Genomic DNA, 19,843 nt, shown 5'->3' with positions numbered 1-19,843 from the left:
CTACCGCACTTCGAATTCCATCTAACGTCAGAAGGCTGGCTGCGCCGCCCCCACCGAAAAGCTATCTGTATGCCACGTCGCCAAACTCTGGGGCCTGGGCCAGCGCATGAGGGCTGAACACCAACCAGGGCTGCTCGCGCTGGAACACACCGTGAATGAATGGTGCGATGGACGCCTCGAGCGCTGGCAACTGCTCGGAAAAGGTATCCACCGCAAAATGCTGCATGCCGAACACCTCGTCGACCGTCAGGCCGGCGAAGACGTCCTGGTGATCGACCACCAGCACCCGCCGCTGCTTGCGCAGGGGCGACAGCTCGCCGCCGAAAAAGCCGCACAGGTCCATCACCGGCAGCAATCGTCCACGCACGTTGGCCACGCCCTTGACCCAGCTTTTCACGCCGGGCAGCAAGGTATGCCGTGGCTCGTGCAACACTTCACCGACCTCACCCATCGGTGCGACGAAAAACCGCTCGCCCATGCGAAAGCCAATGCCACTCCAGGTCTGCACCGCCACCTGCTGCGACGGCAGGCCCGCTGCCAATGCGCGGCAGCGCTGCTCGATGCCGAGAAGGAGCTGAAAGGGGCTGCGTGTCTCTGACATGCCTGTCGTGACCTTCTTCTTTTGTCGTGTCGCGCTGCGCGGCCTCAGCCGGCGAGCACCGCGTTCAGTGTCTTCAGCAGCGTAGCTTCGTCCACCGGCTTGGTCAGGTAGTCCTTGGCGCCCTGGCGCTTGCCCCAGACCTTGTCGGTTTCCTGATCCTTGGTGGTGACGATGATCACCGGGATGTGGCTGGTCTCGGCATCCTTGGTCAGCTGCCGGGTGGCCTGGAAGCCATTGAGCCCGGGCATGACGATGTCCATCAGCACCACATCGGGTTTTTCCTGGCGTGCCAGGGCGACGCCGTCGGCGCCGTTTTCGGCCTTGAGTACCTGGTGGCCGTGCTTTTCCAGCATGGCGGTCAGCTTGTACATTTCGGTCGGCGAGTCATCAACAATCAGAATTCGAGCCATGATGTTTCCCAATACATGAAGAGAGGCGGTTGTAGCGACAGCCGGGCGTCAGGACGCCTGCTCGACCGGAGAGAACTCCGGCACGTGGGTCTTGATCGCGCCGAGCAGCTCTTCCTTGCTGAATGGCTTGGTCAGGTATTGATCAGAACCGACGATACGCCCCTTGGCCTTGTCGAACAGGCCGTCCTTGGACGACAGCATGATAACGGGGGTGGACTTGAAGGCACTGTTGTTCTTGATCAACGCACAGGTCTGATAGCCGTCGAGACGCGGCATCATGATGTCGACGAAGATGATGTTCGGATGGGTGTCGGCGATCTTCGCCAGGGCATCGAAACCATCCACAGCGGTGATCACGTCACAGCCCACCTTTTTCAGCAGGGTTTCCGCTGTACGACGAATCGTCTTCGAGTCGTCGATCACCATCACCCTCAAGCCTTCCGAATGCTGTTCCATGTCTGCCCTGCCACCACTTCGGTGAGTCGTTGTATTACGCCATATCCAGTGCGCCGGAGGCCCTGAAACCAATGGGCCCGGCCCATCGCTGGGCCTTTTTAGCACACTCTCCACATGCAAGCCATCGGCCTGGTCGCCCTTGACCACCAGCCCCGTCAGCGCCACCCTTGGCGCCCATCCCTGCTACCTTCGCGGCTGCTTCGCACCGCCCTCTACGGAGATACCTCAATGAGCGTTCGGCTCGGCATCGTCATGGATCCCATCGCACAGATCGCCTACAAGAAGGACAGCTCGCTGGCCATGCTGCTGGCTGCCCAGGCGCGCGGCTGGAGCCTCTTCTATATGGAGCAGAAGGACCTCTACCAGGCCGCCGGTGTCGCCCGCGGCCGTACCCGCCCGCTCAAGGTGTTCGCCGATCCCCAGCGCTGGTTCGAGTTCGGTGACGAGCAGGACCTGCCCCTGGCCGACCTCGACGTGATCCTGATGCGCAAGGACCCGCCCTTCGATAACGAATTCGTCTATTCAACCTACCTGCTCGAACAGGCCGAGGAAGCCGGCACCCTGGTGGTCAACCGCCCCCAGAGCCTGCGCGACTGCAACGAGAAGTTCTTCGCCACACGCTTTGCGCAGTACACGCCGGAAACCATCGTCAGCCGTAGACCCGACATTCTGCGTGATTTTGCGCGACAGCACCGTGACATCATTCTCAAACCCCTCGATGGAATGGGCGGATCGATGATTTTTCGTCACCGCGAGGGCGACCCGAACCTGTCGGTGATCCTCGAGGCCCTCACCGCCCACGGCAGCCAGCAGATCATGGCACAGCGTTACCTGCCGGCCATCGTCGACGGCGACAAGCGTATTCTGATGATAGACGGTGAACCGGTGCCCTACTGCCTGGCGCGCATACCGGCCAGCGGCGAAACCCGTGGCAACCTGGCCGCCGGCGGTCGCGGCGAAGCCCGCCCGCTCACCGAGCGCGACCGCGAAATCGCCGCTGCCGTCGGCCCGAGCCTGCGCGAACGCGGCCTGCTGTTCGTCGGCCTGGACGTGATCGGCGACCGCCTCACCGAGATCAACGTCACCAGCCCGACCTGCATTCGCGAGATCGATGCGGCCTTCGACACGCGCATCGGCGAACAGCTGATGGACAAGATTGCCGAAAAGCTCAATGCGCGGAGTGCTTCATAGACTTTTGCCCATCGCCTCGGCAGACTGCGCGGCAACCCAGGGTCTGCTGACGTTTCAGCACGACCGTGCCGAACCGTTGACAGCTCCGACGACAGACAGTGATGAACGCCACAGCCACCCCTCCCGATCTCAACTCTTCCGGCGTTCGTCCGGCGGATCGGCTGGGGTTCACCCTGTTCCTGGCGGCGGTGCTGCACGCCGCACTGATTCTCGGCGTCGGCTTCACCTTCGCCGAGCCCGGGCAGATCAGCAAGACCCTGGAAATCACCCTGTCCACCTTCAAGAGCGATGAACAGCCCAAGGAGGCGGAGTTCCTCGCCCAGGACAACCAGCAGGGCAGCGGCACCCTGGACAAGAAGGCCGCGCCGACCACCACCGAACAGGCGCCCTTCCAGGACACCGAAGTGCGCAAGGTGACGCCCGCCGCCGCACCGCCACCGCCAGCCGTCAAGCCCGAAGCGCCGAAAGCCGCGGTGACCACCCGCGCCCCGCAGCAGCAGAAGGCCCCGGCCAAGCGCGAGGAAACCAAGCCGACGCCGCCGAGCCCGCAGGCGCCTTCATTCGACAGCGCGCAACTGTCCGCCGAGATCGCCAGCCTGGAAGCCGAGCTGTCTGACCAGGTGCAGCAGTACGCCAAGCGGCCGAAGATCCACCGCCTCAACGCCGCCTCGACCATGCGCGACAAGGGCGCCTGGTACAAGGACGAATGGCGCAAGAAGGTCGAGCGCATCGGTAACCTCAACTACCCGGACGACGCGCGCCGCCGGCAGATCCACGGCAGCCTGCGCCTGCTGGTGTCGATCAACCGCGACGGCAGCCTGTACGAAGTGATGGTGCTGGAGTCTTCCGGCGAGCAGGTACTCGATCAGGCCGCCATGCGCATCGTGCGCCTGGCCGCGCCCTACGCGCCGTTCACCGGCGACCTGGCCGACATCGACCGCCTGGAGATCATCCGCACCTGGCGTTTCGAGCGTGGCGACCGCCTGTCGAGCAACTGACGAGGCCCCAGGGTTTTCGGCCTTACGTGCAGCTTGTAGCTTGCGTCGCGCAGCTTCAAACTAGCGGCCATGAAAGACGCCAGCCCAAGCATTCTCAAACACCACTTTCTGATCGCCATGCCGCACATGGACGATCCGAATTTCGCGCATACCGTGATCTACCTGATTGATCACAACGACCAGGGTGCCATGGGCCTGGTGATCAACCGCCCCAACGGCCTGAACCTGGCCGACGTGCTTGAGCAGCTGCGCCCCGATAGCCAGCCCGCGGGTCTGTGCCAGAGCCTGCCGATCTTCAGCGGCGGCCCGGTGCAGACCGATCGCGGCTTCGTCCTGCACCCCGAGGGCCCGCAGTTCCAGGCCACGGTCAACCTGGGCGAGCTGGGCCTGTCGACCTCCCAGGATGTGCTGTTCGCCATCGCCGAAGGCCACGGCCCGGCCAATCATCTGATCGCCCTCGGCTATGCCGGCTGGGGCGCCGGCCAGCTGGAGGCCGAGTTGGCCGACAATGCCTGGCTGACCTGCCCGGCAAGCCCGGCGATCCTCTTCGAAACCCCCTACGACCAGCGCCTGGGCGCGGCGGCCGCGCTGCTCGGCATCGACCTCAACCTGCTCACCGCCCAGGCGGGCCACGCCTGATGGCCGAGGTCGATAAACAATCGCTGCGCCTGTTGCTCGGCTTCGACTACGGCACCAAGCAGATCGGCGTCGCCGTCGGCCAGCCGATCACCGGCTCGGCCCGCGAGCTGTGCATCCTCAAGGCCCAGAACGGTGTGCCGGACTGGCAGAAGGTCGAGGCGCTGATCAAGGAGTGGCAACCCGATGCCATCGTCGTCGGCCTGCCGCTGAACATGGATGGCACGCCAAGCGACATGAGCGAGCGCGCCGAGAAGTTCGCCCGCCGCCTCAATGGCCGTTTCAACCTGCCGGTCTTCACCCACGACGAACGCCTGACCACCTACGCCGCCAAGGGCGAGCGCCTGCAACAGGGGCAGACCGGCGGCTACCGCCAGCGCCCGGTCGACGCCCTGGCCGCCGCCCTGCTGTTGCAGGGCTGGCTGGAAGAAAACTGCCTGGGCTGACCCGGCCACAAGGAGCTTTAGATGAGCCTACCCAACCCCGCCGACCTGCTGCCGCAGATGGCCACCTCGCTGAGCAGCCACCTGAACCGCCGGCAGATCGCCACGCCTCGCTTCATCGGCATCCGCACCGGCGGCGTGTGGGTGGCCCAGGCGCTGCTCGAACAGCTGGGCCGCGACGAGCCGCTCGGCGTGCTCGACGTGTCCTTCTACCGCGACGACTTCACCCAGAACGGCCTGCATCCGCAGGTGCAGCCGTCCGAGCTGCCGTTCGAGATCGAAGGCCAGCACCTGGTGCTGATCGACGACGTGCTGATGAGCGGGCGCACCATCCGCGCCGCATTGAACGAGTTGTTCGACTACGGCCGCCCCGCCAGCGTGACCCTGGTCAGCCTGCTCGACCTGGACGCCCGCGAGCTGCCGATCCGCCCCGACGTGGTCGGCGCGACGCTGTCGCTGGCGGCCGATCAGCGGGTAAAATTGTCCGGCCCCGCGCCCTTCACCCTCGAACTCCAGACGCTTTCCGACCAAGGCCGTCCGCAATGACCGCACTCGATGCCAAGCGCCCGCTGCAACTGAACGACCAGGGCCAGTTGCGCCACTTCCTGTCCCTCGACGGTCTGCCCCGCGAGCTGCTGACGGAAATCCTCGACACCGCCGACTCCTTCCTGGAAGTCGGTGCCCGCGCCGTGAAGAAGGTCCCGCTGCTGCGCGGCAAGACGGTATGCAACGTGTTCTTCGAGAACTCCACGCGCACCCGTACCACCTTCGAACTGGCCGCCCAGCGCCTGTCCGCCGACGTGATCAGCCTTAACGTGTCGACCAGCTCGACCAGCAAGGGCGAGACGCTGTTCGACACCCTGCGCAACCTGGAAGCCATGGCCGCCGACATTTTCGTGGTGCGCCATGCCGGCTCCGGTGCCGCGCACTTCATCGCCGAGCACGTGTGCCCGAACCTGGCGATCATCAACGGTGGCGACGGCCGCCACGCGCACCCGACCCAGGGCATGCTCGACATGCTTACCATCCGTCGCCACAAGGGCAGCTTCGAGAACCTCTCGGTGGCCATCGTCGGCGACATCCTGCATTCGCGGGTGGCGCGCTCCAACATGCTGGCGCTCAAGACCCTGGGCTGCCCGGACATCCGCGTGATCGCGCCGAAGACCCTGCTGCCCATCGGCCTGGAAGAAAGCTACGGCGTGCGGGTGTTCAGCGACGCCAACGAAGGCCTCAAGGATGTCGACGTGGTGATCATGCTGCGCCTGCAGCGCGAGCGCATGACCGGCGGCCTGCTACCCAGCGAGGGCGAGTTCTACCGCCTGTTCGGCCTGACCGAACAGCGCCTCGCGCTGGCCAAGCCCGATGCCCTGGTCATGCACCCGGGGCCGATCAACCGCGGCGTGGAGATCGAGTCGGCGGTGGCCGACGGCCCGCAATCGGTGATCCTCAACCAGGTCACCTACGGCATCGCCATCCGCATGGCCGTGCTGTCCATGGCCATGAGCGGCCAGAACGCACAACGCCAACTCAACGCTGAGGAGCACAACTGATGCGTACCCGTATCCTCGGCGCCCGCGTCATCGACCCGAGCAGCGGCCTCAATCAGGTCGCCGACCTGTATATAGAAGGTGGCAAGCTGAGCGCCATCGGCCAGGCGCCGGACGGCTTCGAAGCCGACCAGACCCTGGACGCCGGCGGCCTAGTCGCAGCGCCCGGCCTGGTCGACCTGTCGGTGGCCCTGCGCGAGCCCGGCTACAGCCGCAAGGGCAGCATCGCCAGCGAAACCCTGGCCGCCGCTGCCGGCGGCGTCACCAGCCTGTGCTGCCCGCCGATCACCAAGCCGGTGCTGGACACCTCGGCGGTGGCCGAGCTGATCCTCGACCGCGCCCGCGAAGCCGGCCACGCCAAGGTGTTTCCCATCGGCGCCCTGAGCAAGGGGCTCGATGGCGAGCAACTCGCCGAGCTGGTCGCCCTGCGCGATGCCGGCTGCGTGGCGTTCGGCAATGGCCTGAACAATTTCCGCAACGCACGCACCCTGCGCCGCGCCCTGGAATACGCGGCCACCTTCGACCTCACGGTGATCTTCCACTCCCAGGATCACGACCTCGCCGAAGGCGGCCTGGCCCACGAAGGCGCCACGGCCAGCTTCCTCGGCCTGTCGGGCATCCCGGAAACCGCCGAGACCGTGGCCCTGGCGCGCGACCTGCTGCTGGTCGAGCAAAGCGGCGTGCGCGCCCATTTCAGCCAGCTGACCAGCGCCCGTGGCGCCCAGCTGATCGCCGATGCCCAGGCCCGCGGCCTGCCGGTGACCGCCGACGTGGCGCTGTACCAGTTGATCCTCACCGACGAAGCGCTGATCGACTTCTCCAGCCTCTATCATGTGCAACCGCCGCTGCGCACCCGCGCGGATCGCGACGGCCTGCGCGAGGCGGTGAAGAGCGGCGTGATCAGCGCCATTTCCAGCCATCACCAACCCCACGAGCTGGACGCCAAGCTGGCGCCGTTCGGCGAAACCGAGCCAGGCATCAGCGGTGTGCAGTTGCTGCTGCCGCTGGCCATGACCCTGGTACAGGACGGCCTGCTGGACCTGCCGACCCTGCTCGCCCGCCTGAGCAGCGGCCCGGCCCAGGCATTGCGCCTGCCGGTCGGTCAGCTGAAGGCAGGTCAGGCGGCGGATATCCTGCTGTTCGATCCGCAAGCCTCCACCGTGGCCGGCGAAAGCTGGTACTCCAAGGGCCGCAACAGCCCGTTCCTTGGCCATTGCCTGCCCGGCCAGGTGCGCTACACCCTGGTGGACGGGCATATCAGCTTCCAAGGCTGATCCGCCACCGGCTCATGTGGGAGCGGGCCATGCCCGCGAAATAATCCGCATCAACCAGGCATCCATGTCGCCCCAAGGGCCGGCAGCGATGCCTGGCTTCACCTTACAGCAACCCTATCCATTGCGCGCATTCTCGATCGACACCTGGTTGTTCAGCGTCCACAGGTCGTAGAGCACGCCGACCAGAAACAGCCCGCCGGTCAGCAGATAGAGGATCCCGGTGATCCACTTGCCCTGGTACATGCGGTGCGCGCCGAAGATGCCCAGAAAGGTCAGCAGGATCCAGGCGACGTTGTAGTCGATCCGCCCGGACGTGAAACGCAGGTCCGCTTCCCGATCCATCGCCGGGATCAGGAACAGGTCGATGATCCAGCCAATGAACAGCAGGCCCAGGGTGAAAAACCAGATGGTGCCGGTCACCGGCTTGCCGTAATAGAAGCGGTGCGCACCGAGAAAGCCGAAGATCCACAGCAGGTAGCCGATGATCTTGCTGTGGGTATCAGGACGCTGCATCAGATTCTCCAGTCATATAGGTTGATTCGCTTCGATCCAGGGCGACGGCGCAGGTTTCGCCTTTCACCGACGAGACGGCCTTGCGGGAACCGTAGGCTTACCGAATACTGTACATAAATACAGCTATCGAATCGTTACCCATGGAATTGATCGAAAAGCTCACGGTACTCGCCGACGCCGCCAAATACGATGTTTCCTGCGCCAGCAGCGGCGCGCCCAAACGCAGCTCGAAAGGCCAGAGCGGCATGGGCGCCACCGACGGCATGGGCATCTGCCACAGTTTCACACCGGACGGGCGCTGTGTCGCGCTGTTGAAAATCCTGCTGACCAATTTCTGCCTGTACGATTGCCAGTACTGCGTCAACCGCCGCTCCAGCGACGTGCCCCGCGCACGCTTCACACCCGAGGAAGTGGTCACCCTGACCCTGGATTTCTACCGCCGCAACTGCATCAGCGGGCTGTTTCTCAGTTCCGGCATCATTCGCTCGGCAGACTACACCATGGAGCAGCTCAACCGGGTCGCCAAGCTGCTGCGCGAAGAACACGAGTTTCGCGGTTATATCCACCTCAAGACCATCCCCGACGCCTCACCGGAACTGATCGCCGAGGCGGGCCGCTACGCCGATCGCCTCAGCGTCAACATCGAGCTGCCCACCGAAACCAGCCTGATCCGCCTGGCACCGGAAAAGAGCGTGGCGCCGATCAAGCAGGCCATGGGCACCATTCGCAATGGCGTCGAGGAGGCCGACAGCGAGAAGCGCGCGCCGGCCTTCGCACCAGCCGGGCAGAGCACGCAGATGATCGTCGGCGCCGATGCCACCGACGACAGCACCATCCTGCACACCGCACAGTCGCTGTATGGCGATTTTCGCCTCAAGCGTGTCTATTACTCGGCCTTCAGTCCGATCCCGCAAAGCCCCAAGAGCGTGCCCTTCGAAGCGCCGCCCCTGCTGCGCGAACACCGCCTGTACCAGGCGGACTTCCTGATGCGCGGCTACGGCTTCAAGGCCACCGAACTGCTCGACGGCCCCGGCAACCTGGCCCTGGATATCGACCCCAAGCTGGCCTGGGCGCTGAACAATCGCCAGCACTTTCCCGTCGACCTCAACCGCGCCGACGTGACCCTGATCGCCCGCATCCCCGGCATCGGTGTGCTCAGCGCCCAGCGTCTGGTGGCCCTGCGCCGCCAGAAACGCATCCGCTTCGAAGACGTCGGCCGCCTGCGCTGCGTGCTGGAAAAGGCCAAGCCATTCATCGTCACCCAGGACTACCGCCCGGCTCAGGCGACCCGCGAATCCCTGGTACTGCGTCAGCAATTGAGCGAAGCGCCGCAGCAGATGGGGCTGTGGTGATGTATTCGGTGTGTTTCGACGGCAGCTTCGATGGCTGGCGCGAAGCGGCCAGAACGCAGCTGCGCCGCGGCATGGCCCCGCATCAACTGAGCTGGGTGCAGGACAGCCAGGAAAATCACGACCTGTTCGGCCAGCTGGACGAGCCGCCACCGGCCGTGGCGGCTGATCGCCCGGTGCGCGTCCCGCGCACCTTGATCGATCAGCTGGAAAGCGCCGCCCGCTTTCGCTGCGCCCAGCGTTGGGCGCTGCTGTACCGCATCCTCTGGCGCGTCGCCAACGGCGACCAGGCCGCCATGCTGGCCGGCGATATCGATGGCAGCGAACTGCACGCCCGCCTCAAGGCGGTCCGTCGCGAGGCGCACCACCTGCACGCCTTCCTGCGCTTCAAGCCACGGGACGCCAGCGCCGGCGGGCCGGAGCTGGTGGCCTGGCACGAACCGGCCCACGACATTCTCGCCAGCGCCTCGGGGCACTTCGCCGAGCGCCTTGGCCGGCAGACCTGGCTGATCGCCACGCCGGACGACGGTGTGTACTGGGACGGTGAGAAGCTGCGCCACGCCAACCCCTGCCCACCGCAATGGCAGCAACTGGCCCAAGGTACCGATGATCGCAACGAAGCGATGTGGCTGGCCTACTACGGCAGCACCTTCAACCCGGCGCGGCTCAATCGCAGTGTGCTGGAAACCAATATGCCGGTGCGCTTCTGGCGCAACCTGCCGGAAGGCCCGCTTATCCCCCGCCTGATGAGCCAGGCTCGCGCCGGCGCTCAGGCCGATGGCCAGGCCCAGGCCGTGGCCGCGCAGCCCGGCAAACGCATCCATGCAGATGCCGAGAAAGTGCTGCCGGTACGGCAGTGAACCCAGGTCAGCCATGGCGTCGTCTACGCTGTGATTTCTGAACTGCCTATACGGCAGTGAACGTTACGGGCAGGTCTAGGCAGGCCGGCTGCATTTTCTGAGCTGCCTATACGGCAGTGAACGGTCAGTTCCTCGTGCCGGGAGCCGGCGTTGGATTCTGAGCTGCCCATACGGCAGTGAACACCAACAGCGCTTTCGCAAAGGCCGCCCGCAGCTCAACTACGCCTTGCTGCCAGAGCGTGACGACGAATTCTTCCAGCGCGACGAAGAGGACAGCACCTGGCGACACTTGGACAAAAACCTGCTGACCAATCTGTCGCTGCACTACGGGCCACGCATCCACAGCTGGGGGCACAACGGCTATGAAGCCGAGCTGACCGCCCTGGCCGAACGCAAGGGCCTGAGCCTGCATACCTGCGCCATGCGCTACGGGCCGATCAGCCTCGACTGCCAGCGCAACTACAGCGGCACCCTGACCGACCTTTCCTGGCGGTGGCATGAGGCCCTAGGCTTCACTCGTGAGCGTTAATCCACATGATCGTAAGGATTAACGCGCGCCATGCCGTGAAAAGCCCACCAATCCTCACGACTGTGAGGATTTCCTTGCTTAACCGGGTATTACGTGCCAGATTCCTCACAACCGTGAGGATTCAACATGCAAACCACACTCAAAAGCGCCACTGAGCTTGGCGAATTGATACGTCGGACACGCAAGGCACAGAACATCCGCCAGGATGACGCCGCCGGCAGTATCGGCGTCAGCGAGAACTTCCTCGGCAAGGTCGAACGCGGTAGCGAGAGCGTGCAGTGGGGCAAGCTGTTTCAGGTGCTTGACGGCCTCGGCCTGCGCTTGATCGTCGATCTGCCGGATGAGGTGCAAGCTCCCTCCAGTGAGACTGACGCATGAAGCGCGAGCTGCTGGCCTGGATCGGTGATCGCCTAGTCGGGCATCTGTACGACGACAATGGCGTATGGAGCTTCCGCTACGCCGACGACTGGGCCGCCTTCGACCTCTGCCCAAGCCTGCCACGGGCACAGGGCAGCATCGTCGACAACAGCAGCCAGCGCCCGGTGCAGTGGTACTTCGACAACCTGCTGCCCGAGGAAGGCCAGCGCCAGTTACTGGCCGCCGACGCCCGCCTGGATGCCAGCGATGCCTTTACCCTGCTGGCGTACTACGGCGCCGAATCTGCCGGCTCACTGACCCTGCTGCCGCCGGGCGAGGCGCTGCCGAGAGGCGAACTGCGCGCCCTGACGGACGAAGCATTGGCCAGACGCATCGCCGCCATGCCGCGCCTGCCACTGACCCACGAAGCCCACAAGCGCATGTCCCTGGCCGGCGCTCAGCACAAGCTGGCTGTGGTGCTCAAAGACGGCGAGCTATATGAGCCAGTCGGTGCCGCCCCCTCGACGCACATCCTCAAACCGGATCACCCCGAGCGCGCCTTCGCCCATTCGGTGATCAACGAGTGGTTCTGCATGCGCCTGGCCGCTCGCGTCGGCCTGACCGTGCCCAACGTCAGTCGTCATTACGTGCCCCAGCCGATCTACCTGATCGAACGCTTCGACCGCCAGGTACAGGGCGACACCTGGCAACGTCTGCACAGCATCGACGCTTGCCAGATGCTCGGCCTGGATCGCCACTTCAAATACCAGGCCGGCAGCATTGAGCGCCTGGTTCAGCTACTGGGGCTGACCACTGCCCCGGCAGTCTCCCGTACTCGCCTGTTCAACTGGCTGCTGTTCAACGTGCTGATCGGCAATACCGATGCCCACCTGAAGAACATCAGCTTTCTGGTCGGCTCACGCGGCCAGCAGTTATCGCCGTTCTATGACCTGCTGAGCACAGCCGTCTACGAAACCCGTGTCTTCGACCAGGATCGCTGGCCCCATGCGACCACGCTGGCCTGGCCTATTCTTGGCGAGTCGCACCTCGCACGTATCGACCGCCAGCATCTGCTCGACGCCGCCGAAGCGTTGGGCCTGAAACGTTCCCCGGCCAACGCACAGTTGCAGCGCATGCAGGAACGCATCGTCGCGCACACCGATGAATTGCTGACACAGACCCAGCAGGAAAATACCGAACTGGCAGCCCAACGCCCGGAACTGCGCGCCACCTTTGCCGGCGAGATGCGTTGCCTGCGGGCGATTCGGGCATTAGTGGCAGAGCAGGCCGCTCGGCTGCAATAGACAACGTGTAAAAGAAACGCCGTTTTCTTTACTGGTTCGCTCAACGCATAAAGAACACAGCGATTTCTTTACATGAGGCTGCTTGCTCAGCAGTCGAAAGAACATAAAAGCGCAAAGCAATATTTCTGAGCTACCTGATCGGCAGCTCAGAAATATCCGCCACCGCCCAGCCTGCCGAGGTGAAACTCCACTGCCGCACAGGCAGTCCCGAGTGACCAACGAAAAACCCGCCGGAGCGGGTTTTGCTCCGTACGACCGAAACAAACAAGGCTTAGCGGAAGCGCCGGCCCTGATCCTCGTCGCTGATTTCCAGTGACAGCCCCTGGGAAACGCTGGTCAGGTGCTCACCATCGGTTTCCGATCCGAGCTTGATCATCAGGCGCAGGTCGTTGGCCGAGTCGGCGTACAGCAGGGCGTCTTCGTAGGTGATCTCGCCCTGGCTGTAGAGGTTGTAGAGCGCCTGGTCGAAGGTCTGCATGCCGTGCTCGGTGGAACGCTTCATCAGCGCCTTGAGCTCGTGCACCTCGCCCTTGCGGATCAGGTCGGCGGCCAGCGGGGTGTTGATCAGCACCTCGATCACCGCACGGCGGCCCTTGCCATCGGGCGTGGGGATCAGCTGCTGGGCGACGATGGCCTTGAGGTTCAGGGACAGGTCCATCCATACCTGATTCTGCCGATCCGCCGGGAAGAAGTTGATGATCCGGTCCAGCGCCTGGTTGGCGTTGTTGGCGTGCAGAGTGGCCAGGCACAGGTGGCCGGTCTCGGCGAAGGCCACGGCATGGTCCATGGTCTCGCGAGTACGCACCTCACCGATCAGAATCACATCCGGCGCCTGGCGCAGGGTGTTTTTCAGCGCCACTTCGAAGGAGTCGGTGTCGATGCCCACTTCGCGCTGGGTGACGATGCAGTTCTGGTGCTGGTGGATGTACTCGATCGGGTCTTCGATGGAGATGATGTGGCCGCTGCTGTTCTTGTTGCGGTAACCGATCATCGCCGCCAGGGAAGTGGACTTGCCGGTACCGGTGGCGCCGACGAACAGCACCAGGCCGCGCTTGGTCAGCGCCAGCTTCTTGAGAATCTCCGGCAGCTTGAGGTCGTCCAGCGTCGGGATGTTGGTCTCGATACGGCGCAGCACCATGCCGGCCAGGTTGCGCTGGTAGAAGGCACTGACCCGGAAACGACCGATGCCACGGGCGCTGATCGCGAAGTTGCACTCATGGTTCTCGGCAAAATCCCGGCGCTGCTGCTCGTTCATCACCCCGTGCACGGTCTCACGGGTCATTTCCGGCGACAGCGGGGTCTTGGTCACCGGCATGATCTTGCCGTTGACCTTCATCGACGGCGGCACGCCAGCGGTGATGAACAGGTCGGAGCCGCCCTTCTCGACCATCAGGCGCAACAGTTTCTCGAATTCCATGGATGCTTACCTAAATGCGCTGGCGCGATGTTCAATTGCCGGCGGAGCGAGTCCGCCGGCAGGGCTTAGAAATTTTCCGGGGTCTTGGCTTTTTCTCGGGCACTTTCGCGGCTGACCAGGCCTTTGGAAACCAGCCTCTTCAGGCACGCATCCAGGGTTTCCATGCCCAGCGCACCGCCGGTCTGGATGGCCGAGTACATCTGCGCCACCTTGTCTTCGCGGATCAGGTTACGGATCGCCGGGGTGCCGATCATGATTTCGTGGGCCGCTACCCGACCGCCGCCGATCTTCTTCAACAGGGTCTGGGAGATCACCGCCTGCAGCGACTCGGAGAGCATGGAACGGACCATGGACTTCTCCTCGGCCGGGAACACGTCGACCACCCGGTCGATGGTCTTGGCGGCGGAAGTGGTGTGCAGGGTGCCGAACACCAGGTGACCGGTTTCCGCGGCGGTCAACGCCAGGCGGATGGTTTCCAGGTCGCGCATCTCGCCGACCAGAATGATGTCCGGGTCTTCACGCAGTGCCGAGCGCAGGGCTTCGGAGAAGCCGTGGGTATCGCGATGCACTTCACGCTGGTTGATCAGGCACTTCTTCGATTCGTGAACGAATTCGATCGGGTCTTCGACGGTGAGAATGTGGTGGTACTTGTTGCTGTTGATGTAGTCGAGCATCGCCGCCAGGGTGGTGGACTTGCCCGAACCGGTCGGCCCGGTCACCAGCACCAGGCCGCGCGGCACGTCGGAGATCTTCTTGAAGATCTCGCCCATGCCGAGGTCTTCCATGCTCAGCACTTTCGAGGGAATGGTCCGGAACACCGCACCGCTGCCGCGGTTCTGGTTGAAGGCGTTGACCCGAAAGCGCGCAACGCCCGGCACTTCGAAGGAGAAGTCGGTCTCCAGGAACTCTTCGAAATCCTTGCGCTGCTTGTCGTTCATGATGTCGTAGATCAGCGCGTGCACCTGCTTGTGATCCAGGGCAGGCAGGTTGATCCGGCGGACATCGCCGTCGACACGGATCATCGGCGGCAAGCCTGCGGAAAGGTGCAGGTCCGACGCGCCTTGCTTGGCGCTGAAGGCGAGCAGCTCGGTGATATCCATGGGACTCCCTAATGACGGTAGAATGCCGCGTAACTTAAGGATTGGGGCCTTGGGGGATCACCAGGCGGCTGCGCGAGCACGCCCTTGGCAGAACACCGTGGGGCCCGCAGAAACGCTCAGGCGGCAGGCGCAGGTAATGTCCACGATAGCAGAGAATATTGCAAAGGTCGGTGTGCGGATCCGTGAGGCGGCGCAAGCCTCGCAGCGGGATTTTTCCTCCGTCGGGCTGCTGGCGGTGAGCAAGACCAAGCCCGCCGAGGCGATTCGTGAAGCCCATGCGGCCGGCCTGCGGGATTTCGGTGAGAACTACCTGCAGGAGGCGCTCGACAAACAGGCGCTGCTCGGAGACCTGACGCTGACCTGGCATTTCATCGGCCCCATCCAGTCCAACAAGACCCGCCCCATCGCCGAGCACTTCGCCTGGGTGCACTCGGTGGATCGCCTGAAAGTCGCCGAACGCCTGAGCGCCCAGCGCCCCGCCGAGCTACCGCCCCTGAACATCTGCCTGCAGGTCAACGTCAGCGGCGAAGCGAGCAAGTCCGGCTGCGTGCCCGAGGAACTCGCGGCCTTGGCACAGGCGGTTACACAACTGCCCAACCTGCGTTTGCGCGGATTGATGACAATCCCCGCGCCCACCGATGACGCGGCCGAGCAACGTGCGGCGTTCGCCCGCCTGCGCGCACTGCGGGACGCGCTGAACCTCGATCTCGACACCCTGTCCATGGGCATGAGCCACGACCTCGAAGCGGCCATCGCCGAGGGCGCGAGCTGGGTGCGCATCGGCACGGCGCTGTTTGGCGAACGCGACTACGGCAAGGCCTGAATCACCGATATCGACCCTCTAGACAGGAACCTCACCATGACCACTCCCCGCATCGCCTTTATCGGCGCCGGCAACATGGCTGCCAGCCTGATCGGCGGACTGCTCGCCCAGGGCCTGCCGGCGGGCGCCATCCGCGCCAGCGACCGTGGCGCCGAGCAACGCGAGAAGATCACCGCCGAGCACGGTATCGACGTGGTGGCGAGCAATGCCGAGGCCTGCCGTGACGCCGACGTGATCGTCCTGGCGGTCAAGCCCCAGGTCATGAAGGACGTGTGCCTGGACCTGGCGCCCCATGTGCAGGCCGGCCAGCTGATCGTCTCCATCGCCGCCGGCATCAGCAGCGCCAGCCTGGAAAACTGGCTCGGCCCGCGCGCCATCGTGCGCTGCATGCCCAACACCCCGTCGCTGCTGCGCCTGGGCGCCAGCGGCCTGTACGCCAATGCCCAGGTCAGCGGCGAACAGCGCCAGCAAGCCGAGCAGTTGCTCGGTGCCGTCGGCATGGCGGTATGGCTGGACGAGGAAAAACTGATCGACGCGGTCACCGCCGTGTCCGGCAGCGGCCCGGCCTACTTCTTCCTGCTGATCGAGGCGATGACCGCCAGCGGCGAGAAGCTCGGCCTGCCCCGCGACGTCGCCGCCAGGCTGACGATGCAGACCGCCCTGGGCGCCGCGCAGATGGCATTGAACAGCGACGTCGACGCCGCCGAGCTGCGCCGCCGTGTCACCTCGCCGGCCGGCACCACTGAGGCGGCGATCAAGACATTCCAGGCTGGCGGCTTCGAGGCCCTGGTCGAGCAGGCCGTCGCGGCCGCCGACGGGCGCTCGGCCGAGCTGGCCGAACAACTGGGTCAATAAGGAGACAATCAATGATCGGTCTGAACACCGCAGCCGTTTACATCCTGCAGACCATCGGCAGCTTCTACCTGCTGATCGTGCTGCTGCGCTTCATCCTGCAACTGGTCCGCGCGGACTTCTACAACCCGCTCAGCCAGTTCATCGTGCGCGCCACCCACCCGCTGCTCAAGCCGCTGCGCCGGATCATCCCGAGCATCGGCGGCCTCGACCTGGCCTCCCTGGTGCTGGCGCTGATCGTGCAGTTCGTGCTGATGGCCCTGACCCTGATGCTGATGGGCGTCGGCGTCGGCGATCCGCTGCTGATCCTGGTGTGGTCAATCATTGGCGTCACCGCCCTGCTGCTCAAGGTGTTCTTCTTCGCCCTGATCATCAGCGTGATCCTCTCCTGGGTCGCCCAGGGCACCCACAACCCGGCCGCCCTGCTGGTCAACCAGATCTGCGAACCGCTGCTGGCACCGATCCGCCGCATCCTGCCCAACCTGGGTGGCCTGGACCTGTCGCCGATCGTGGCGTTCCTGATCCTCAACCTGATCGACATGCTGGTGATCCGCAACCTGGCGATCAGTACCGGTATGTTCAGCGGCCTGAGCCTGGCGATCTGAGCTCTCATGATCTGCTGCGCGTCGGCCCTACTGCGTTAAAAACAGGCTCGGACTGCTCATTTACAACTCGTAAACTCCGCGTCCTCGCCTGTTTTTGCCTTGTAGGGCTCTAGCTCGCGAGATCATGAACAGGTTCTAGAAATCAATGAGTTTCTACCGCTGGGACGGCGACGCGCTGATCCTCGACTGCCACCTGCAGCCCAAGGCGAGCAATGACGCTTTCGCCGGGCTGCACGGCGAGCGCCTGAAGATTCGCCTCACCGCCCCGCCGGTGGACGGCAAGGCCAATGCACAGCTGCTGGCCTTTCTGGCCGGCGCCTTTGGCGTCGCCAAGAGCCAGGTCAGCCTGCTGAGCGGCCAGCAGAGCCGCCAGAAGCGCGTGCGCATCCAGGCACCCGCCACATTGCCCGCCGAACTCGGCCTGACCGCTCGCCCGACCTGAACGACCATCAGGTGCCATTGCGAGCAGCCGCCATTGACGCCGCCGCGTGCCCTCCCATAATGCTCGGCAGCCCGCATCAACGCCGATGCCCAGCCAGGGAACCCACCGATGAGCATGGAACGTCTCAGTGAACAGGTCGATGCCTACGTCGCCTGGAAGCGCGAACTGGTCCGCGAGATCACCCGCTACCGCAGCTGGCTGGCCCATAACCGGCTGAGCAGCGAGGGTGTCGAGGCGCGCCTGGAGCGGGCGTTGCGCCTGCTGCGCACCGACCATATCACCCTGGCCTTCGTCGGCGAGTTCTCCCGCGGCAAGACCGAGCTGATCAACAGCCTGTTCTTTTCCGAATACGGCCAGCGCCTGCTGCCCTCCCAGGCCGGGCGCACCACCATGTGCCCGACCGAGATTCTCTTCGATCCGGGCGCCGCGCAGCCCTATATCCGCCTGCTGCCGATCGAGACGCGCATCGCCGAAGCCAGCGTGGCGCAGTTCAAGCGCACGCCGCGCCACTGGGTGAACGTCGCCCTGGACACCAGCGACCCGGACGGCATGGCCAAGGCCTTCGCCCAGGTCGCCGCCAGCAAGCGCATGCCGGTGGAGAAGGCCATCGCCCTGGGCTTTCACCCGGATAACCTGGAAAGCACCGAGCAAGCCGGCCAGGTGCTGGTACCGGCCTGGCGCCACGCCATCGTCAACTTCGATCACCCGCTGCTGCGCCAGGGCCTGCGCATTCTCGACACACCGGGCCTCAACGCCCTGGGCTGCGAGCCGGAGTTGACCCTGTCGATGCTGCCCAGCGCCCAGGCGGTGATCTTCCTGCTGTCCGCCGACACGGGCGTGACGGCCAGCGACCTGGATATCTGGCAGCAACACGTGCAACCGCTCGACGAGGATCGCCAGGGCTGCCTGTACGCGGTGCTGAACAAGATCGACGTGCTGTGGGACGACCTGGCCGGCGAGGCCTTCGTGGCCAACGCCATCGAGCGGGTACGCATGCAGGCCGCCCGCCACCTGGGCATCGCCGGCCGGGACGTTCTGCCGCTGTCGGCCAAACAGGCATTGCTCGCCAAGGTGCGCCAGGACCCGGCGCTGCTGGCCCGCAGCCAGATGGCCGAGCTGGAGACGCTGCTCTGCGAACGCATCGTGGCGCAAAAGGAACAGCTGCTCGAGGAACGGGTGGTGCGCCAGGTGCTGGCCATGCTCAACAACAGCCAGCACGTGCTCGGTCTGCGCCTGGCCAAGGTCAACGAACAGCTGGAGCTGCTCGACGAGCGCCGCCAGGACAACGGCCAGATGCTGATGGAGCTGACCAGCCGTACCAAGGACGACCACACCCTGCACCACAAGCGCCTGGTGGCGCTGCGTACCAACCAGCGTTTGCTGCGCAACCAGGGCGAACGCCTGAAGACCTCCGCCCAGGCGGAAAAGCTCGAAGCCCACCTCGCCCTGCTGCGGCGCCAGCTCAACGGCGCCTGGACGACCCTGGGCATCAACCAGTCGATCCTGAATTTCTTCACAGCCGTCGAGGACGACCTGCACAGCCTGTCCCACGATGCCGACATGGCCAACCGCATGGTCGAGGCCATCTACCGCCGGCACAACGAGGAAAACCCGCTGCAGGCGACCGATGCGCCGCGCTTCGAGCTGACCGACTACGTGCGCGAACTGCGCCACCTGCAGAAGAAGGGCGACCGTTTCCGCCTGGGGCTGAAGGCGCTGCTGACCGAGCAGCGCAGCCTCGGCCGCCGCTTCTTCGCCACCCTGGTGCAGGAAGTCATCGGCCTGCACCGCCGGCTGCGCCGTGATGCCGAGCGCTGGGCCGACGAGGCGCTGATGCCGCTGATGCAGCACACCCTGGAGCACAAGCAGTTGCTGGAAGGCCACATGCTGCGCCTCAAGGCCCTGGCCCAGGACACCCAGCACGGGCGCCAGCGCCACCAGCAGCTGGCCCAGTATGCCGAGGAGCTCAAGGGGCAACTGGGCCAGGCCGGCGACATGCTGCGCGTGATGCGCCGCCCGGCGCCCATCCAGCGCCAGGCCAAGGTGGTCACCCTCAAGGGCATACCGCGTCCGATCGGCAGTGCCGAATAGCCCCGGATGCCGCCGCGCTAGTGGGCTAGGCTAGCGCGGCCAGCA

23 protein-coding genes are annotated in these 19,843 nt (G+C 64.8%); 17 read left to right on the top strand and 6 right to left on the bottom strand.

All coding sequences use genetic code 11. The annotated features are described in order from the left end of the window. Positions 1-61 precede the first annotated feature (61 nt). Genes K8U54_RS11540 through pilG form a run of 3 tightly spaced genes read right to left on the bottom strand, consistent with a single transcriptional unit; the run spans position 62 to position 1,467 of the window. Positions 62-601 carry a chemotaxis protein CheW gene (locus K8U54_RS11540; RefSeq protein WP_249910237.1) on the bottom strand — a complete coding sequence of 180 codons (540 nt, stop codon included), beginning with the start codon at positions 599-601 and terminating at the stop codon, positions 62-64. A 44-nt stretch (positions 602-645) separates the two neighbouring features. Beyond that, positions 646-1,011: a twitching motility response regulator PilH gene (pilH, locus tag K8U54_RS11535; protein ID WP_013789448.1), complete on the bottom strand. Its 366-nt coding sequence runs from the start codon at positions 1,009-1,011 to the stop codon at positions 646-648. A 48-nt stretch (positions 1,012-1,059) separates the two neighbouring features. After that, positions 1,060-1,467, bottom strand: a complete 408-nt coding sequence (pilG, locus tag K8U54_RS11530; protein ID WP_070885873.1) for a twitching motility response regulator PilG — start codon at positions 1,465-1,467, stop codon at positions 1,060-1,062. 228 nt (positions 1,468-1,695) lie between these two features. Here pilG and gshB point away from each other — a divergent pair, with 228 nt between their 5' ends. The 7 genes from gshB to K8U54_RS11495 all read left to right on the top strand — a co-directional run bounded on the left by gshB (position 1,696) and on the right by K8U54_RS11495 (position 7,556). Next, entirely contained in the window at positions 1,696-2,658 is a 963-nt protein-coding gene (gene gshB, locus K8U54_RS11525; RefSeq protein ID WP_249910236.1) for a glutathione synthase, read from the top strand. A gap of 101 nt (positions 2,659-2,759) precedes the next feature. Next, positions 2,760-3,656, top strand: a complete 897-nt coding sequence (locus K8U54_RS11520) for an energy transducer TonB (protein WP_249910235.1) — start codon at positions 2,760-2,762, stop codon at positions 3,654-3,656. A gap of 69 nt (positions 3,657-3,725) precedes the next feature. Further along, positions 3,726-4,295 (top strand): YqgE/AlgH family protein, encoded by a 570-nt coding sequence (locus tag K8U54_RS11515; RefSeq protein ID WP_249910234.1) that lies wholly within the window; start codon positions 3,726-3,728, stop codon positions 4,293-4,295. Beyond that, a complete protein-coding gene (gene ruvX, locus K8U54_RS11510; RefSeq protein WP_013789443.1) occupies positions 4,295-4,738 on the top strand; it encodes a Holliday junction resolvase RuvX in 444 nt (147 codons plus the stop codon). Before K8U54_RS11515 ends, ruvX begins: the two co-directional genes overlap by 1 nt. Positions 4,739-4,759: 21 nt before the next feature. After that, positions 4,760-5,281: a bifunctional pyr operon transcriptional regulator/uracil phosphoribosyltransferase PyrR gene (gene pyrR / locus K8U54_RS11505; RefSeq protein WP_070885869.1), complete on the top strand. Its 522-nt coding sequence runs from the start codon at positions 4,760-4,762 to the stop codon at positions 5,279-5,281. After that, entirely contained in the window at positions 5,278-6,285 is a 1,008-nt protein-coding gene (locus tag K8U54_RS11500) for an aspartate carbamoyltransferase catalytic subunit (protein ID WP_249910233.1), read from the top strand. The genes pyrR and K8U54_RS11500 overlap by 4 nt, the downstream gene beginning before the upstream one ends. After that, on the top strand, positions 6,285-7,556 hold the full coding sequence (locus tag K8U54_RS11495) for a dihydroorotase (RefSeq protein WP_249910232.1): 1,272 nt from the start codon (positions 6,285-6,287) through the stop codon (positions 7,554-7,556). The genes K8U54_RS11500 and K8U54_RS11495 overlap by 1 nt, the downstream gene beginning before the upstream one ends. A gap of 114 nt (positions 7,557-7,670) precedes the next feature. On the opposite strand, the gene K8U54_RS11490 is transcribed toward K8U54_RS11495, so the two are convergent. Then, a complete protein-coding gene (locus tag K8U54_RS11490) occupies positions 7,671-8,072 on the bottom strand; it encodes an NINE protein (RefSeq protein WP_192423842.1) in 402 nt (133 codons plus the stop codon). Positions 8,073-8,209: 137 nt separating this feature from the next. On the opposite strand from K8U54_RS11490, the gene K8U54_RS11485 reads away from it, so the two are divergent. The 5 genes from K8U54_RS11485 (at position 8,210) to K8U54_RS11465 (ending at position 12,468) form a co-directional block, all read left to right on the top strand. Next, positions 8,210-9,421: a putative DNA modification/repair radical SAM protein gene (locus tag K8U54_RS11485; protein WP_249910231.1), complete on the top strand. Its 1,212-nt coding sequence runs from the start codon at positions 8,210-8,212 to the stop codon at positions 9,419-9,421. Next, positions 9,421-10,278 (top strand): TIGR03915 family putative DNA repair protein, encoded by an 858-nt coding sequence (locus tag K8U54_RS11480; RefSeq protein WP_249910230.1) that lies wholly within the window; start codon positions 9,421-9,423, stop codon positions 10,276-10,278. Before K8U54_RS11485 ends, K8U54_RS11480 begins: the two co-directional genes overlap by 1 nt. 226 nt (positions 10,279-10,504) lie before the next feature. Continuing rightward, a complete protein-coding gene (locus tag K8U54_RS11475) occupies positions 10,505-10,807 on the top strand; it encodes a hypothetical protein (protein WP_249910229.1) in 303 nt (100 codons plus the stop codon). Positions 10,808-10,933: 126 nt separating this feature from the next. Continuing rightward, the gene (locus tag K8U54_RS11470) at positions 10,934-11,185 is read left to right on the top strand and encodes a helix-turn-helix domain-containing protein (RefSeq protein WP_249910228.1); all 252 of its coding nucleotides are present in this window, start codon (positions 10,934-10,936) and stop codon (positions 11,183-11,185) included. Beyond that, a complete protein-coding gene (locus K8U54_RS11465; RefSeq protein ID WP_249910227.1) occupies positions 11,182-12,468 on the top strand; it encodes a HipA domain-containing protein in 1,287 nt (428 codons plus the stop codon). The genes K8U54_RS11470 and K8U54_RS11465 overlap by 4 nt, the downstream gene beginning before the upstream one ends. 271 nt (positions 12,469-12,739) lie before the next feature. Here the strand turns inward: K8U54_RS11465 and K8U54_RS11460 are convergent, their stop codons facing one another. Together K8U54_RS11460 and K8U54_RS11455 are read right to left on the bottom strand one after the other, a co-directional pair. Beyond that, positions 12,740-13,885 (bottom strand): PilT/PilU family type 4a pilus ATPase, encoded by a 1,146-nt coding sequence (locus tag K8U54_RS11460; protein ID WP_070885863.1) that lies wholly within the window; start codon positions 13,883-13,885, stop codon positions 12,740-12,742. A gap of 65 nt (positions 13,886-13,950) precedes the next feature. Next, complete coding sequence (locus K8U54_RS11455; RefSeq protein WP_070885862.1) at positions 13,951-14,985, bottom strand: type IV pilus twitching motility protein PilT; 1,035 nt, start codon at positions 14,983-14,985, stop codon at positions 13,951-13,953. Positions 14,986-15,121: 136 nt separating this feature from the next. Between K8U54_RS11455 and K8U54_RS11450 the strand changes: the two genes are divergently transcribed. The 5 genes from K8U54_RS11450 to K8U54_RS11430 all read left to right on the top strand — a co-directional run bounded on the left by K8U54_RS11450 (position 15,122) and on the right by K8U54_RS11430 (position 19,798). Next, entirely contained in the window at positions 15,122-15,808 is a 687-nt protein-coding gene (locus tag K8U54_RS11450; protein WP_249910226.1) for a YggS family pyridoxal phosphate-dependent enzyme, read from the top strand. Between the two features lie 36 nt (positions 15,809-15,844). Next, positions 15,845-16,663 (top strand): pyrroline-5-carboxylate reductase, encoded by an 819-nt coding sequence (gene proC, locus K8U54_RS11445; protein WP_249910225.1) that lies wholly within the window; start codon positions 15,845-15,847, stop codon positions 16,661-16,663. 11 nt (positions 16,664-16,674) lie between these two features. Further along, positions 16,675-17,265: a YggT family protein gene (locus tag K8U54_RS11440; RefSeq protein ID WP_111461365.1), complete on the top strand. Its 591-nt coding sequence runs from the start codon at positions 16,675-16,677 to the stop codon at positions 17,263-17,265. Between the two features lie 145 nt (positions 17,266-17,410). Then, positions 17,411-17,707: a DUF167 domain-containing protein gene (locus K8U54_RS11435; protein WP_249910224.1), complete on the top strand. Its 297-nt coding sequence runs from the start codon at positions 17,411-17,413 to the stop codon at positions 17,705-17,707. A 108-nt stretch (positions 17,708-17,815) separates the two neighbouring features. Further along, a complete protein-coding gene (locus tag K8U54_RS11430; protein WP_249910223.1) occupies positions 17,816-19,798 on the top strand; it encodes a dynamin-like GTPase family protein in 1,983 nt (660 codons plus the stop codon). The last annotated feature ends 45 nt before the right edge of the window (positions 19,799-19,843 follow it).

The organism is Pseudomonas fulva (assembly GCF_023517795.1).
Lineage (GTDB): Bacteria > Pseudomonadota > Gammaproteobacteria > Pseudomonadales > Pseudomonadaceae > Aquipseudomonas > Aquipseudomonas fulva_D.
The sequence above is the reverse complement of the archived record's forward strand: the minus strand, read 5'-3'. Positions and strand labels throughout refer to the sequence as shown.